This window comes from Variovorax pasteuri (genome assembly GCF_051216435.1).
Taxonomy (GTDB): domain Bacteria; phylum Pseudomonadota; class Gammaproteobacteria; order Burkholderiales; family Burkholderiaceae_C; genus Variovorax.
On record NZ_JBPJZS010000018.1, the window covers coordinates 41,323 to 55,966 of the forward strand.

The window sequence follows — 14,644 nt, forward strand, 5'->3', positions numbered from 1 at the left end:
CGGCTTGCGCACCCTCGGAAACTAAACATGGACAAGACCTTTCGATGAGGAAAGAAGGCCGGGCTGCGGAGACGCGAGACGCGTCATGACGTCATGCGAGGGCACGCAGCGAGGCGTTGCGACGCGCGCGGCGTCGTTCGCTTCTCAGACGGTGAAAGGTGGCGCAGTGGTGGGCGGCAAGCGCCGCCAGGGCATCGCAGGGGGCGGCGCACCGCCTTGCGTCGGCACACGGTCGGGGAACGTGCGCACGATGGGCACGACCAGACGCATCATCGCGAGTACCAGCGGAAGCACCGCCAGCACCGCGGCCATGAGAGTGTTCAGTGCGACGTTGAACGCATCAGGGTGGTCGATGCTCGCCGGGGTCTGCGCGAACACAGTTGTTTCGTGATCGGCTGGATGATCTGCACGATCATCGGCTTCAAACTGCACGGTTTCGCTTGCGGCGTGCAGCCTGAGCATCGGCTCGTCCTCCAGACCATCGCAGCGGTAGTGAGCTGCGATGAAAGGCAACAGCACCACCAAGGCCATACCTGCCAAGCACCATCGCGTGGAGTGGGTCGCAACGCAGTTTCTGATTCGCGCGAGCAGCATGCGGCGATCGTAGATCGCGATCGTGAACGCAAGCTGATCTCCGCGTTCAGCCTTCTTTAAGGAAGCGCCGTCCCAATCGGCGTGGTGCCGGCCCTGTTCGTGGGCCTGCAATGTCCCGCTGCGTGGTGCTTGCGCCTCGACCACACAGTACGGCAGTCATGCCACAGGTTGGCAATGGCGGCATGGCGCATTGTGCTCTAGGGCATGCAATTGCCAGCCTTGCTGACCGTATTCAAGATGGAATCGCAGGACTCTCCGAATATCGAAGACCGTCGTGCATTCAGTGGCCCGAAGGTGCGAACTTATGCAATGTTCCGGCAGGACAGCAGGGCGTCCGGCACCGGCTTGTAGGTTGGATTGCTGCATGCGGCATGCCGCATCGGCAGCCGCGCGTTGAAGAACAAAGGGATGCGGAGCGTCGCCGCTGCCTTGAAGTACCCACCAGGTCGAGCTAGATGAGTACCACTCCTGTGCCTCGTACGCGGATGGGTCTCGCGCGCATGTTGCCCGCCGGCGTCGATCCCGGCGCCTTGCCCTTGCTCGCCGCGCGGGGGCTTCGCGCCTTCGGGGACGGTTACATGGCGGTGCTGCTGCCGGCCTACCTGCTGTCGATCGGCCTGGGCACGCTGGAGGTGGGCATCGTGAGCACGGCGACGATGCTGGGCTCAGCGCTGGCCACGATTGCGGTCGGCGCGTGGGGGTACCGCTTTGCCGGCGGACGGCTGCTGCGCGGCGCTGCCTTGCTGATGGCGGCAACCGGACTGGGCTTCGCGGGCCTGGCATCGTTCTGGCCACTGCTGGTCGTCGCGCTGGTCGGCACGCTCAACCCCAGTTCGGGCGACGTGAGCGTTTTCCTCCCCCTGGAACATGCTCGCCTGGCCGCAGCGGCGCAGGGTCACGCGCGAACCGCGCTGTTTGCACGCTACAGCTTAGTGGGCGCGCTGTGCGCCGCGCTGGGAGCACTGGCCGCCGCAGTGCCGGACTGGTTGGTGCGACACAGCGAGTTCGCGCGCCTGGACGCGTTACGGGGAATGTTCGTTGTGTACGCCGCCATCGGACTGACCGTCTTTTGGCTCTATCGGCGCTTGCCGGCACACACCTCAGCGAGCAACCCAGACAGCCCAGTTGTCGCACCGACACCGCTCGGGCCGTCACGCCGCGTGGTGGTGCGACTGGCAGCGCTCTTCAGCGTCGACGCCTTTGCTGGCGGTCTGACGGTCAACGCCCTTATGTCGTTGTGGCTGCTCGAGCGATTCGGCTTCTCGCTGACTCAGGCCGGCGTGTTTTTCTTCTGGACCGGCCTGCTGAGCGCGGCATCGCAACTCGCAGCGCCTGTGGTGGCACAGCGCATCGGGTTGCTCAACACCATGGTCTTCACGCACCTCCCGGCCAACGTCTGCCTGGTGTTGGCGGCGCCGTCGCCGAACCTACCGATCGCGCTGGGCCTGCTGACGATCCGCAGCGCACTGTCCTCGATGGATGTACCGACGCGGGCGGCTTACGTGATGGCTGTCGTGACGCCGGCCGAGCGCGCCGCGGCGGCGAGTTTCACGGCGGTGCCCCGGAGCCTGGCGGCGGCCATCAGTCCGACGATCAGCGGCGCGCTCTTCGCCGCCGGCTGGATCTCGCTGCCGCTCATCGCATGCGGCCTGCTCAAGATCACCTACGACCTCGTGCTCTGGCGCGCTATGCGACGGGATCGACTGGATGGGGAGTAGCGGCGCAAAGTGCTTCTGATCTGGAGCGCTTCGACAAGCGAGAAACACCTATGCGCGCATGCCTTTCATGCCGGGCGCTTGAAGACCACAATGGTTGGCATGAAACGCCTGTCGGATAATTTTTCAGGCGGCCGTTCGAAGATGCGAATTGCATTTCGTCAACTTGAACGGGCTGTCGCATCGCTGCTGCTTGTCATCGGTACCGCGGCTTTGATCGGCTGGGTGGTTGTCGAGCTCTACGTCCAAGTGGTCACCACGGACTGACTGCGACTCTGTTCTAGACCACGCCGGCGGCGTGTAGCGACTGAATGCCGTGATAGCCGACATAGAGCCCGACCAGGATGATCAGGGCGCTTGATGCATACGGTGCTCTGCGCGCGAACGTTCCAAAGCCGGAAAATCGTTTCGACGCGTGCTTCACTCCCAGAGCTGCGACCACGCCAGCGGCAACCATCGTGATCGCCAAGCCGATGCTGAAGCAGAGCACGAGGGACGCTCCGAGGGTGAAGCGCTTGAGCTGCAGGCACAGCAGCAGCACCGTGATGGCGGCAGGACAGGGAATCAGACCTCCAGTGAGGCCGAACCCGATGATCTGCCCGGTGGTGACATTGCGGCTCGCAAAGCGGCGCTTGATGTCGTTGGCATGCGCCCGTTCATGCGCGTCCTGAAAACCAGGATCCGATACATCCAGCCCGTGGTCCCCGTGATCATGGCCGTGGCCATGCTCGACAAACTCCACATCAAAGCTGTGTGCATGACCACCGTGCGCAATCGACAGCCTGACCGTGAACTCGTGCGGCTCGGGAATTTCGTCGATTGATTCGAGATAGCTTCCTCTGCTGGCCAGAACGAACGCCTGGCGCTCCCCGCTGGGGCGTTGCGTTTCGAGGGTGACGGTCTGGCCTTGCGGCACGGTGTCATGCCCCTCGAATCGGACGCGGAATCGAGGCGGAACTCCGTCTTCGAAGACTTCCAGATCAACTGTCCCATGGCCGGTATCGATGCGGCGCTTCTCTTCACCATGGCCGTGATGATCATGCCCATGGTCGTGGTCTGTTTCGATCCGCTCACGCTGCTGTTCGCGGTAGGTCCGCCAGAGCATCCAGAGCGCGATCGTGATGATCAGCACCGCCGAAGCCACCTGAAAGTAGGGCTCGGTCTCCTCGGCACTCCAGTTGCGGCCGAGATAGAGGCCACCCATCGCGACGGCCCAGACGACGGCCGTATGCGAGAGCGTTGCAGCGAGTCCAAGCAAAACGGCTTGTCCCACCGTGCCCCGGACCGCAACGATGAACGCAGCCATCATCGTTTTTGAATGCCCGGGCTCCAGGCCGTGTAGAGCACCTAGAAGGATAGCGGATGGGATGAAAACCCAAGCGTTTCCGGACTGAAGAAGTTGAGCGAAGTTATCCATTTTTCGAAAGCGAGAAGAGACGTGAAATTGACCGTCCGCATGACGGTCAGTACCCGAAAGGGGCGTGCCTCAAACTCACCGCATCCTATCCTCCCCCTATGGATACGACAAGCAGATCCCGTGTCACCGAAGCGGGTTCCGCCATCACAAAGCAATCTCACCAGAAGATAGGATCACAGCGATTGCTGCGGCTGGCCTCGACGACAGAGCGCACTGCCGCAACCACCGCCCGGGGATCCTCGAACTGAATGCCATGGCCGGCCTGATCCAGCACTTTGTGATCGCTCCAGGTGGACCACCCTGCCATGTCCTCCTGAAGCTCACTCCAGAAGTCTTGAACGTGCCCACCCTGCTGCGCATCGATCTTCATCGCCCTCAGTTGCTCAGCCGAATAGGGCTTCATCGCGGTTAACACGTACAGCGGCCTGCAGCCGAGGTCGCGGAATGTTCCCGCCTCGGCAAGCGTCGCGTCGAGCTCTTCGCTCTCGGCCATCAGTGCAGGCAAGGAGCGTGGCGCATACGCTCTCACGGCGTCGACATCGCGAGGTCCGAGATCTGGATCATGCGGAACAAGCATCGGGCTGACAGTTCTGACCAAGCCTGTCCCGGCAAGCAACGTCGCCATGCGAAGCAGCAGTGGCTTGGGTTCGGTCATGACAGGCTTGATCTTTCGGACCTGGTCCGGATGCGACGCGTCGACCAACACCAGACCTGCTACTTCTTCGCCGAAGTACTTTGAGTAGGTCATGCTGTACGGCCCACCTAACGAATGGCCGACCAGGATGAAAGGCCCGCTCTCACCCGCTTTCTTGAGCGTCGCATGCAGGTCTTGCGCGACTTGCCTCGCGCTTTGCCGGCGATGGGCTTCATCGCTCCACATCAATCCTGCTCGGCTATAGGTGCAAGCGCGAGCGAATGCGGAAATCGGACGGTGAACCAGCGACCAAGTCGTAGGCCCCTCCAAGGTGAGGCCTGCTTCAAACACCACCGTCGGGGAACCAGCGCCGATGCAGTCCAGTTGGATGCGGCGCCCGCCGATGTCGACCAGTTTTCCGGGCGGTGGAAAATTTGCGGCCGCACGTTGCTGAGCGGTGCGCTCATATGCCGCACCCAGTGCCGCTGCTATCAGCAACGCGCCCACGGTGACCGCAGTGGCCCGAAAGGCCCAGGATCTTGAAATGCTCATGGCATTTTTGCCCTAGATCAGCAGGTGATGCACGTCATATCGCGGGCTTGGCTATGACGGCCAGCGCGGGTGGTCGTCGTCAATGACGTAGTCGTGCGCGTGGGTCGCTTCGCGGGATGGACCTGCGTGGCTGGCAGTCGCCAAGTGAGGATGTGTGGCTGGCAGATCGTCGTGGGTGTGCTTCAGCGTCGCCTCGTCCGAACCGCGCCACAGATAGGCAGCCAGCACGACGGACGCGGTCGCCAACCCTCCCAGGGCAAGGAAGCTCACAGTCAAGCCGGCCTTCGCGCCCAGCCAGCCGGCCAATGGGTAGGTGATGAGCCAGCAGGCGTGCGAGAGCGCAAACTGCGCCGCGAAGAGCGCAGGTCTGTCCTCCGGATGAGCGGATCTGCGAAGCAGACGACCGGACGGTGTCTGTGCCAGCGAATAGCCAAGACCGAGAACGAACCAGAGAGGAAGAAGTGCGGCGTACCACTTCGCCGCCAGAAAACCCAGAAACAGCCCCACTGCGAGCAGCGCAGCGCCGCCCAACATCACTGGCCGCTCCGGAAGCCGCTCGAGCACCTTGGGCAGAGCCAACGCGACCAGCATGGAGCCCGCGCCGAACAGCGACAGTGCCGCGGCGGTGGCGGTCTGCGTGAGCCCGAAGGTCGCCTGCACGAGAACGACCGTGTTCACGATGACCATGGCGCTGGCCGAGGCCACCGCCAGGTTGAGTGCGAGCAGCCCTTGAAGCCGCGGCGTTGCGAGATAGATGCGTAGCCCCCGCGTCGTGCGCTCGTAGATGCCGCGCTTGGGTGGAACCTTGGCTTTGGGCAACACCGCGGACACGACCAGCGCCGCGGAAGCAAGGAAGCCGACGACGGTGCCCCCGAACAACGCGTGGTAGCTCACAACGCTCAGCAGCAGCGCAGCAAGCGCCGGACTCACGAGACTTTCCATGTCATAAGCCAGACGTGACAGGGACAGTGCGCGCGTGTACTGGGCCTCATCCGGCAGCACATCCGGGATCGTTGCCTGGAAGGTAGGCGTGAAGGCGGCAGACGCGGACTGCAGCACGAAGATCAGGATGTAGATCTGCCAGATCTGGCTGACGAAAGGCAGTGTCAATGCAACGCCTGCGCGGATCAGGTCGAGTGCGACGAGGACGGCCCTGCGTGGAAGGCGCTCAGCAAAGGCTGATGCGATCGGCGCCACACCGATGTACGCTGCCATCTTGATGGCCAGCGCCGTGCCGAGGACCACGCCGGCGTTTGCGCCTGCAAGGTCAAAGGCCAGCAAGCCCAGTGCGACCGTGGCAAGGCCTGTGCCGAGCAGTGCGATCACCTGGGCGAGAAATAGATGCCGGTATGTTGTATTACGGAGCACGTCAAGCATGGAAACTCCTTTGTTGAACCGTCTATCGAGACAACGCGCTTTGATGTGCGACGTCGCTGGAGCAGCTGCGCAACTTGATGTACACAGCGTCACCCGTTTCAAAGCGGGTGTGAGAAGGAAGCGCCACAATGCGTCGCCGCAAGTGACCGAAGTCGGCATAAGACACGAGCGCAAAGCCATCGGTGTACCGCCGCTCGGCGGAGGCGACATCGCGGCAATCGCTTGCAGACGCCGCATCGAGTGTCGACGCTGAGCCGATCTTCTCGACCTTGGCCTTGCGCCAGCCGTCGTTAAAGGCGAATTGGCCTTCGTAGACAGTGGCACAACCGGAAACCGCCCCGAGCGAGAGAACGATGGAAGTCCACAACAGCAAGTGCCTGGAATTCATGTCGATGCAGTCGGGTCGGCGTTGTGCGCTCACTTGCCCGAGAAATTCGAGGCGATGTAGTTGCCCGGCAGGCTGAGGAAGACGTAGAGCGTGCTCTTGTCGGCTTCGGGGACGGCCGCGTTCTTGAAGCTCACCTTCCACTCCTTGCCCTTCTTGCCGTCGATCTGTTCGACTTTCTCCACTTTCACCGCGTCCCAGCTCTTGTCGAGCTTGCCGCCGCTGACCAGCGAGGCCTTGCGCTGGGAGGCGCAATCGACAGCGATCTTTTCCGATGCCGGCGTGTTGCCGTGGAAGTGGCAACTGCCGCCTTCTGAGGCCACAGCGGAACCAGCGCCGGCGAGGGCTACGAACGAGGCCAGGGCCATCGCGATTTTCTTCATTGAGTCATCCTTTCTTGATGATGGTTAGTCGAGGGAATCCCTGCCAGGATCGGCAGTCTTTCCAATCTCCATGTCCTCGTGCGCGTGCTTGTGCTCTTGGTCAGGGAAACGGAAACCGTTGGGATCTGAGTCGTGCTGGTAGCCATGCAGTTGCATGAGCAGCAGCAACACGCCGGCGTAGACCAGCGCAAGGTTGGCGGCGAAGCTGAAACGCCGGAACGACGGGCGATGACGCCAGAGCGCCAGCAGCGCGACCATCACAGCCAACGCGGCGATCTGGCCGATCTCGACACCGAGGTTGAAGCTCAGGATGCGGATCAGCATCGAGGTGCTGTCGTCGCCGAGCGGCAGCTGCTGCAGCCGCGTGGACAAACCGAAGCCGTGCAGGAGGCCAAAGCCGAACACCGCGACGAGCAGGTTGGGCGACTTCATGTCGAAGTACTTCTGGAAGCCGCCGTTGTTGTCGAAGCCTTTGTAGATGACGCTGATTGCGATGATGGCGTCGATCAGGTAGTAGTTCCAGGTGATCTTGAAGTACGTCGCGAACACCAGGGTGATGCAGTGGCCCAGCGTGAAGACGGTGACGAACTTGGCCACGTCCCTGAAGTTCGTGAGGAAGAACACCACGCCGAACAGGAACAGCAGGTGGTCGTAGCCGGTGAGCATGTGCGTAGCGCCAAGACCGACGTACTGCAGGTAGCCACCGCTGAGCATGCGCTGGCGGTCGGCTTCGGAGATGCCGTGGGCGAGCACGTCGAAAGGCAGACCGATCAGCAGTGCAAGCACGGCGAGCGCCAGCAGAGCGAGTTTCCGGTGAGGGATCAACATCAAATCTCTTTCAACGGATGCAGGTTTGAAAAATGGACGGGCAAGGCGCGCTCACTCGAGCGCCAGGTCCCAGATCAGGTGCGCGTCGATGAGGAGCCGATAGGTCGCACGCAGCGCATCGGCACGGGCCTCGAGTGCTGCGCGGGAAGCCTCGAGGAACTGGCGCCGGGCCAGCAGCAGCGATTGCAGGTCCGCTTCTCCCAGCGAGTACGCGCGTTGGGTGAGTCGCGCGCTCTCGCCGGTGGCCGTTGCGCCTCGTTCGGAAAGTTGCCAGCGCGCGAGATGGCCGGTGGCGTCCGCGTAGGTCTCGGCCACCGCTGTCTCCAGCTCGCGCTTCTGCCGATCGACGGCTGCGCGCGCCACCTCGACCTCCTGCAGCGCCTGCTTCATGCGCTCGTTGCGGTAGGTGCCGCTCAATGGAATGCTGACGCTCACGCCCACGATGCGTTCTTTGCGAAAAGCCTCCGACGCCGCGAAGACACCAATGGTCGGATCGGGCACTCGGTCGGCCGAGGCGCGCGATGCCGCCAGTTCGGCCTTGCGCAGCTGTGCTTCGGCGACGCGCAATGGATCGGCGGCCTCCAGCACGCGCTCCAGCCACCGGGCCTCTGCCTCCGCCGGCGGGCGCGGATCAGCCATCGGCTGCGCGGGCAACTGAGCGCCCGGGAACCGAACGCGCAGCTTGGCCCGTGCCTTGGCGAGATTAGAGGCCGCCAGGCTCGCCTGGCGCTCCACGTCCGCGAAGTCGGCTGTGACCACGCTGACATCCAGCGCCGAGGCGTCGCCCGCTTTCTTGCGGCTCTCCACGGCTTTCAGGTTGGCCTGCGCAAAGGACTGCTGCTCCTGGAAGAGTTTCTGGGCCTGTGCTGCAGAGAGCCCGTCGATCCACAGGTCCAGCAGGGAGCGCGCGGCCTCGTGGACGGCCTCGCCGACCTTGGCCTGCGCGATGACCTGCTCCGTTTCGCCAAGCTGCCGGTCGAGATCGGCCTTGCCATTGACGCGGATGGGGCGCTCGATCTGCGCATGCCACTCCTTGGAGGCGGGGCCACCCTCGTCGAAGCTGCGCCGCTGCACGGCGAGCCGCGTGATCCATTCGTTCGGCGATGCGGCGATCATGGCCGCCGAGTGGCCCGCGGCCGCCTGGGCGCTGCGGGCCTCGCGGACGGCCGGATCCTGTTCGATCCACTGTCGCGCCGAAACGGTTGGAGGCAGGTCGGGCGGTGTTGCCTGGTTTTCGGCGAGCACGGGCAAGGCCCAGGCGATCATTGCGATCCCGGTCCACAACTTCATTTGATTTCTCCCTCGAAAGCCACGGGCGTGGCCCAGTAGCGGATGCCGGTGCCGGCAAAGTCGCGTTGAAAACGCTCGAGCAGCTGGGTCAGGGCTTCTCCGCTCAACAGAACCTGGATCTGCATGGCGCGGCTGCGGCCCATGACCTGTTCCTGCGCACTCAACCCTCCGTGAGGCGCGCCGTGGCTGTGAACCTGGACGCTGGTGAAGACCTCGCTGTCTTCGCTCTCCAGCAGAGCGTCGAGCAACTTTTCCTCGACGGCCGGCGGGCAGATCAGGTTCAGGCAGTACTCATGCATGGCGCACCTCCAGAGGTTGGTCGTCGCGCTGATCGCGCGCGTAGGCAAACCGCAGGTACAGCAGCGGCAGAAGAATCAGCGTCAGGGCGGTGGCCGTGATCAAGCCGCCGATCACCACGATCGCCAGCGGGCGCTGGATCTCGGAGCCTGGCCCGCTGGTGAAGAGCAGCGGCACCAGGCTGAAGGCGGTGATCGCCGCCGTCATCAGCACTGGCCGCAGCCGCCGTCGGGCGCCCTGCGTGACGCAGGTAATCAAGTCATGGCCCTCGGCGCGCAGCTGGTTGAAGTAGCTCACCAGCACCACGCCGTTGAGCACCGCGATGCCCAGCAGCGCGATGAAGCCGACCGAGGCCGGCACCGACAGGTACTCCCCGGTGACCCAAAGCCCGACGATGCCGCCCACGAGCGCGAACGGGATGTTGCTGAGCACCAGCAGGGCCTGGCGCACCGACCCGAAGGTGGTGAACAGGATCAGGAAGATGAAGCCGATCGCCAACGGCACCACAAGAGTGAGCCGCGCCGCGGCGCGTTGCTGGTTCTCGAACTGTCCACCCCAGCTGATGCGGTAGCCGATGGGCAGCTTCACCTCGGCCGCGACCTTGGCCTTGGCCTCGTCGACGAAACCGACCAGATCGCGTCCCGTGACATTGGCGATCACCACGCTGTAGCGGCTGCCCATCTCGCGGTCGATCTTCACCGGGCCGCTCTCGCGCGTCAGGGTTGCCAAGGTTTCGAGTGGAATGCTCTGGCCATCGGGCGTCGTGATGCGCAGGGCCGCGAATTCGGCCGGCGAGATCTTCACGCTGTCGGGTCCACGAATCACGATCGGGATGCGCCGGTTGCCGTCGATCACGGTGCCGGCGCGCTGGCCCTCGATTTGGACCCGCAGGGCATCCTGCACGTCTTCCACCGACAGGCCGTAGCGACCAGCGCTCAGGCGGTCGACGACCACCCGCAGGTACTGCACGCCATCGTTCTCGACGGTGTACACGTCCTGGTTGCCTGGCACCGTCTTCATCAGCGTCTCGACCTGGCCCGCCAGCTCGTTGAGCTTGTCGAGCTCGGGGCCGAAGATCTTGATGGCGAGGTCGCCGCGCACGCCGATGATCATTTCGGACACGCGCATGTCGATCGGCTGGGTGAAGCTGTAGCTGATGCCCGGCATCTGGTCGAGCACCTCCCGGATCCGGGCGATCAGCGCGTCCTTGTTGGCCAGCTTCCATTCAGCGCGCGGCTTGAGCACGAGGAAGGTGTCGGTCTGATTCAGACCCATCGGGTCCAGCCCGATCTCGTCGGAGCCAGCGCGCGCCACCACGCCAGTGATCTCAGGGATCTGGCGCATGAGGGCCTGGTGGATCTTCAGGTCCAGTGCAGCCGTTTCCTCCAGGCTCACCGAAGGCAGCTTCTCGATGCCCACGATGATGTCGCCTTCGTCCATCGCCGGCAGGAAGGTCTTGCCGACCTGGGTATAGACGCCTGCGGCCACCACGAGCATCAGACCGGCGATGATAAACACCACACGCTGGTGGCTCAGCGCCCAGCCCAAAGCGGGCTCGTAAAGCTTGAGCAGCTTGCGCGGCAGCCAGGGGTCTTCATGCGCCGCCTTCTTCAGCAGGAAGGACGACAGCACCGGGATCACCGTGAGCGACAGTACGAGCGAGCTGATCAGCGCGAAGACGATGGTCATCGCCACGGGGACGAAGTACTTGCCTTCTAAGCCTTGCAAAGTCAGCAGCGGCAAGAACACCGTGATGATGATCAGGATGCCCGCCGAGACCGGCACCGACACCTCGCGCACGGAGCGCAAAACGACGTGCAGCCGTGGCAGTCTTCCCTTGGCGGGTTGCTGCCCCAGGTGCTGCACGATGTTCTCGACCACCACGACCGCGGCGTCCACCAGCATGCCCAGCGCGATGGCCAGGCCGCCGAGGCTCATCAGGTTGGCCGACATGCCGAAGGCGCGCATCAGGATGAAGGTGCTCAGTGCGGACAGCGGCAGGATCACGGCGACCGCCACGGCTGCGCGCACGTTGCCGAGGAAGGCGCCCAGCAGGACCAGCACGATAAGCGTTGCTTCGATCAGCGCGGTCGACACCGTGCCGACGGCTTTCTTCACGAGCTCGGCGCGGTTGTAGAAGACCTTGATCTCCACGTCCTTGGGCAGCGTGGGCTTGAGCTCTTCGAGCTTTGTCGTCACGCCTTCGACCACTTTCTGAGCATTGGCGCCTGCGAGCCCGAGCACCAGGCCCTCGACAGCTTCGGCCTTGCCGTCCTTGGTTACCACGCCGTAGCGCGTGACGCTGCCGTCGCGCACCTGCGCCACGTCGCCCAGCCGCGCCAGGTTGCCGTCCTTGCGACTGACCACGATCGCGCGCAGGTCGTCCGTGGTCTTGATGTTCCCTTCGCTGCGCACGAGCAGCACCTCGCCGCCTTCGCCTAGCCGGCCTGCGCCGTCGTTGCGGTTGTTGGCTTCGATGGCGCTCTTGAGCTGCGCCGTCGACACGCCGAGCGCCGAGAGTTTGACGGGGTCCGGCACCACCTCGAAGCTGCGCACCTTGCCGCCCAGCGCGTTCACGTCGGCCACGCCCGGCACGGCACGCAAGGCCGGGCGAATCACCCAGTCGAGCAGGCTGCGCCGGTCCTCCAGCGACATTCCGTCGGCCTCGACGGTGAACATGAACATTTCGCCCAGCGGCGTGGTGACGGGCGCCATGCCGCCGCTGATGCCGGCGGGCAGGTCGGCCGAGATGTTGGCCAGGCGCTCGGACACCTGCTGGCGGGCCCAGTAGATGTCGGTGCCGTCCTGGAAGTCCACCGTCACGTCCACGAGGCCGTACTTGGACACCGAGCGCAGCATGCGCTGTTGTGGGATGCCGAGCATCTCGACCTCGATCGGGCCGGCGATGCGGCTTTCGATTTCTTCCGGCGTCATGCCGGGCGCCTTCATGATGACCTTCACCTGCGTGCTGGACACGTCGGGGAAGGCATCGATGGGCAGGTTGCGGAAGGCATACCAGCCAAAGCCCGCAAGCAGAGCGGTCACTAGCAGCACGAACAGGCGCTGCGACAGCGCGAACTGAACAAGGCGGTTGAGCATGTCAGTTGCTTCCGCTCTTGCCGAGCCATGCCGCCTTCAGTGCGATCACAGAGCCGGTCGCCACCTGCTGGCCGGCGCGCAGGTTGCCGGTGACCTGGACCGATTGGCCGGCACTGGAGATGACACTGACCGGCTGCGCGACGAAGCCCTTTTCGGTTCGGACGAACACGTAGGCCTTGTCGTCCTGACGGGCAATCGCTGGCAGGGGCAGCGCCCAGCCGACGGTGTTCTCCGCGAAGGGGACCTTGACCTGTACGACTTCGCCCGGACGCAACAGCTCGCCGCCGGCGGCCACCCGGGCACGCAGCGTGACCGTCTGGTTGTCGCTCACCGTGGCGCCTACCGACATCGGTGTCGCGCTGGCTTCGCGCCCGACCACCGTGATCGAGCCGGCGGCCCTGCTCGAGAGCGCCTGCTGTTGACGATCGGATGGGATCTGGATCTCGAGCCAGAGCTGCGTCGTGTTGACCAGGCGCAGCAGGGAATCCGAACCTTGAACGCGCTGGCCCGCCTTCACATCCAGGCCGACGACCGTCCCAGCGCTTTTCGCTCGCACGACGAGGCCATCCTGCAGGTTGCCGGCGTCGCCCATCTTCCGAATGGCCCCAGGATCGACCCCGGCGAGGCGCAAGGAGGCTTCGGCAAACCGCAGGCGGGCCGCGGCCTCCTGATTGGCGGCATTGGCTTCCTGGACACGCCGCTCCGGAATGATTCCCTCGGTGAAGAGCTGGCGTTCGCGTGCGGCGGTCTGGCCGGTCAGCATGGCCTTGCTGGCCGCCTCCAGCAGCTTGAGCTGCAGGTCGCCATACTCCGGGCTGCTCAGGCGCAGCAGCGGTTGGCCGACCTTGACGGGCTGCTGCTCGTCAACCAGGAGTTCTTCGACCCGTCCACCGAACGGCGCGCTGATGACCTGGTTGCCGCTGGGGGGCACCACCACGCGGGCGGGATAGGCCATGCCGCTGATCGCCGATGGCTGTTCGAGCGGCGCAAGCGTGATGCCGAGGGCCTGCATCTGTGAGGCAGACACCGGGAATTCGGCGGCCGATGGCGTCGCCGCAACGGCGCTGGCCACCATGAGAAAACCGGACGCGCAGCAGAGCGCGGCACGGCGGGCGAGCAAATAGGACATAGAAACTCCACGAGAAAGCGATCCCGCCGCGCAATCAGGCGACGAGGAGAAGGCAGCGCCGCAATGGCGCCACCAGGGCTTCAAACGTGGAGTGAGGGCGGCGCGCGGCCGTCAGGAGGAACGGTTCGGAACAGCGGGATGGGTACCCGCTCTCGACCAGGGTGCCAGCGCACGAGCGCTTCGGCCACGGGCTGCGTGATGAGCCCGAATAAAACGAACAGCGGCACAAGTGCCAGAAGCTTGGGCGCGGAGTCTGGGTTGGCGAGTTGGATCGGAGTGCCTTGCAGCGCCGACATCGAATGCCCGCCACCGTGATCCGCGTTGTCCGAATCGACATGCAGCGCATGGTCGTCGTCCTGAGCTACTTGCTCGAAGGACGAGTGGCCTACATCCAGTTGGGCGGCGTGGCTCGAGTAGCCCTCGGGGCCGCTTTCGTGGTGATGCGCGTGGAACGGCGAACTGATCAGATCCACGGCGATGACCAGCACCAGCAACCAGCGCACGACCATCATCACCCCGGCCTTGGCAGGGGCAACCGACTCCGACAGCTGGAAAGCACGCGCGGTCACAGGTACTTCGTGATGTCTTTGAATTCGGCGATGGCCGTGCCGAAATCGCGAGGTGACTTGGCGATCTCTTCGAGGCAGTGATCCAGATGATCGTGGATCAGCAGTTTCTTGGCTGCGCTGATCGCCTTTTCGACCGCGTGCAGCTGCTGCGCGATGTCCGCGCAGTCGCGCCCGTTCACCATCATTTCGATGACGTTCTGCAGATGCCCGTCTGCGCGCTTCAGACGCTTGATCAGGTCAGAATGACTTTGGTGGAGGTGTTCGCCGTGCACCGCCGTATCCTATCAGGGGGGATACGGTTGGGGAAAAAGGAGGCACTCGGTACGAAGGGGAATTCGTCGTGGCGAGAACCCCTCACCGGCACGGCGAGCCAGC

15 protein-coding genes are annotated in these 14,644 nt (G+C 64.1%); 2 read left to right on the forward strand and 13 right to left on the reverse strand.

Annotated elements, in window-relative coordinates; genetic code table 11:
* Positions 1-144: 144 nt before the first annotated feature.
* A complete protein-coding gene (locus ACSFBM_RS33740) occupies positions 145-705 on the reverse strand; it encodes a hypothetical protein (protein WP_435488284.1) in 561 nt (186 codons plus the stop codon).
* Positions 706-1,094: 389 nt separating this feature from the next.
* Between ACSFBM_RS33740 and ACSFBM_RS33745 the strand changes: the two genes are divergently transcribed.
* Together ACSFBM_RS33745 and ACSFBM_RS33750 are read left to right on the forward strand one after the other, a co-directional pair.
* Positions 1,095-2,312 (forward strand): MFS transporter, encoded by a 1,218-nt coding sequence (locus ACSFBM_RS33745; protein ID WP_435488285.1) that lies wholly within the window; start codon positions 1,095-1,097, stop codon positions 2,310-2,312.
* A gap of 99 nt (positions 2,313-2,411) precedes the next feature.
* On the forward strand, positions 2,412-2,576 hold the full coding sequence (locus ACSFBM_RS33750) for a hypothetical protein (RefSeq protein WP_435488286.1): 165 nt from the start codon (positions 2,412-2,414) through the stop codon (positions 2,574-2,576).
* A 13-nt stretch (positions 2,577-2,589) separates the two neighbouring features.
* On the opposite strand, the gene ACSFBM_RS33755 is transcribed toward ACSFBM_RS33750, so the two are convergent.
* The 12 genes from ACSFBM_RS33755 to ACSFBM_RS33810 form a co-directional block, all read right to left on the reverse strand.
* Positions 2,590-3,726, reverse strand: a complete 1,137-nt coding sequence (locus tag ACSFBM_RS33755) for a nickel/cobalt efflux transporter (protein WP_435488287.1) — start codon at positions 3,724-3,726, stop codon at positions 2,590-2,592.
* 157 nt (positions 3,727-3,883) lie between these two features.
* The gene (locus ACSFBM_RS33760) at positions 3,884-4,912 is read right to left on the reverse strand and encodes an alpha/beta fold hydrolase (RefSeq protein ID WP_435488288.1); all 1,029 of its coding nucleotides are present in this window, start codon (positions 4,910-4,912) and stop codon (positions 3,884-3,886) included.
* A gap of 51 nt (positions 4,913-4,963) precedes the next feature.
* Complete coding sequence (locus ACSFBM_RS33765; RefSeq protein WP_435488289.1) at positions 4,964-6,289, reverse strand: MFS transporter; 1,326 nt, start codon at positions 6,287-6,289, stop codon at positions 4,964-4,966.
* A gap of 22 nt (positions 6,290-6,311) precedes the next feature.
* On the reverse strand, positions 6,312-6,677 hold the full coding sequence (locus ACSFBM_RS33770; protein WP_435488290.1) for a hypothetical protein: 366 nt from the start codon (positions 6,675-6,677) through the stop codon (positions 6,312-6,314).
* Between the two features lie 29 nt (positions 6,678-6,706).
* On the reverse strand, positions 6,707-7,057 hold the full coding sequence (locus ACSFBM_RS33775; protein ID WP_435488291.1) for a DUF6488 family protein: 351 nt from the start codon (positions 7,055-7,057) through the stop codon (positions 6,707-6,709).
* Between the two features lie 24 nt (positions 7,058-7,081).
* Positions 7,082-7,885, reverse strand: a complete 804-nt coding sequence (locus ACSFBM_RS33780; RefSeq protein ID WP_435488292.1) for a HupE/UreJ family protein — start codon at positions 7,883-7,885, stop codon at positions 7,082-7,084.
* Between the two features lie 51 nt (positions 7,886-7,936).
* Positions 7,937-9,175, reverse strand: a complete 1,239-nt coding sequence (locus tag ACSFBM_RS33785) for a TolC family protein (protein WP_435488293.1) — start codon at positions 9,173-9,175, stop codon at positions 7,937-7,939.
* Positions 9,172-9,474 carry a DUF3240 family protein gene (locus tag ACSFBM_RS33790; protein ID WP_435488294.1) on the reverse strand — a complete coding sequence of 101 codons (303 nt, stop codon included), beginning with the start codon at positions 9,472-9,474 and terminating at the stop codon, positions 9,172-9,174. Before ACSFBM_RS33790 ends, ACSFBM_RS33785 begins: the two co-directional genes overlap by 4 nt.
* Entirely contained in the window at positions 9,467-12,571 is a 3,105-nt protein-coding gene (locus tag ACSFBM_RS33795; protein ID WP_435488295.1) for an efflux RND transporter permease subunit, read from the reverse strand. Before ACSFBM_RS33795 ends, ACSFBM_RS33790 begins: the two co-directional genes overlap by 8 nt.
* Position 12,572: 1 nt before the next feature.
* Positions 12,573-13,700, reverse strand: coding sequence for an efflux RND transporter periplasmic adaptor subunit (locus ACSFBM_RS33800; protein WP_435488296.1), 1,128 nt, complete (start codon positions 13,698-13,700; stop codon positions 12,573-12,575).
* Between the two features lie 80 nt (positions 13,701-13,780).
* A complete protein-coding gene (locus tag ACSFBM_RS33805) occupies positions 13,781-14,269 on the reverse strand; it encodes a hypothetical protein (protein ID WP_435488297.1) in 489 nt (162 codons plus the stop codon).
* A complete protein-coding gene (locus tag ACSFBM_RS33810) occupies positions 14,266-14,541 on the reverse strand; it encodes a metal-sensing transcriptional repressor (RefSeq protein WP_435488298.1) in 276 nt (91 codons plus the stop codon). Before ACSFBM_RS33810 ends, ACSFBM_RS33805 begins: the two co-directional genes overlap by 4 nt.
* Positions 14,542-14,644: the final 103 nt, after the last annotated feature.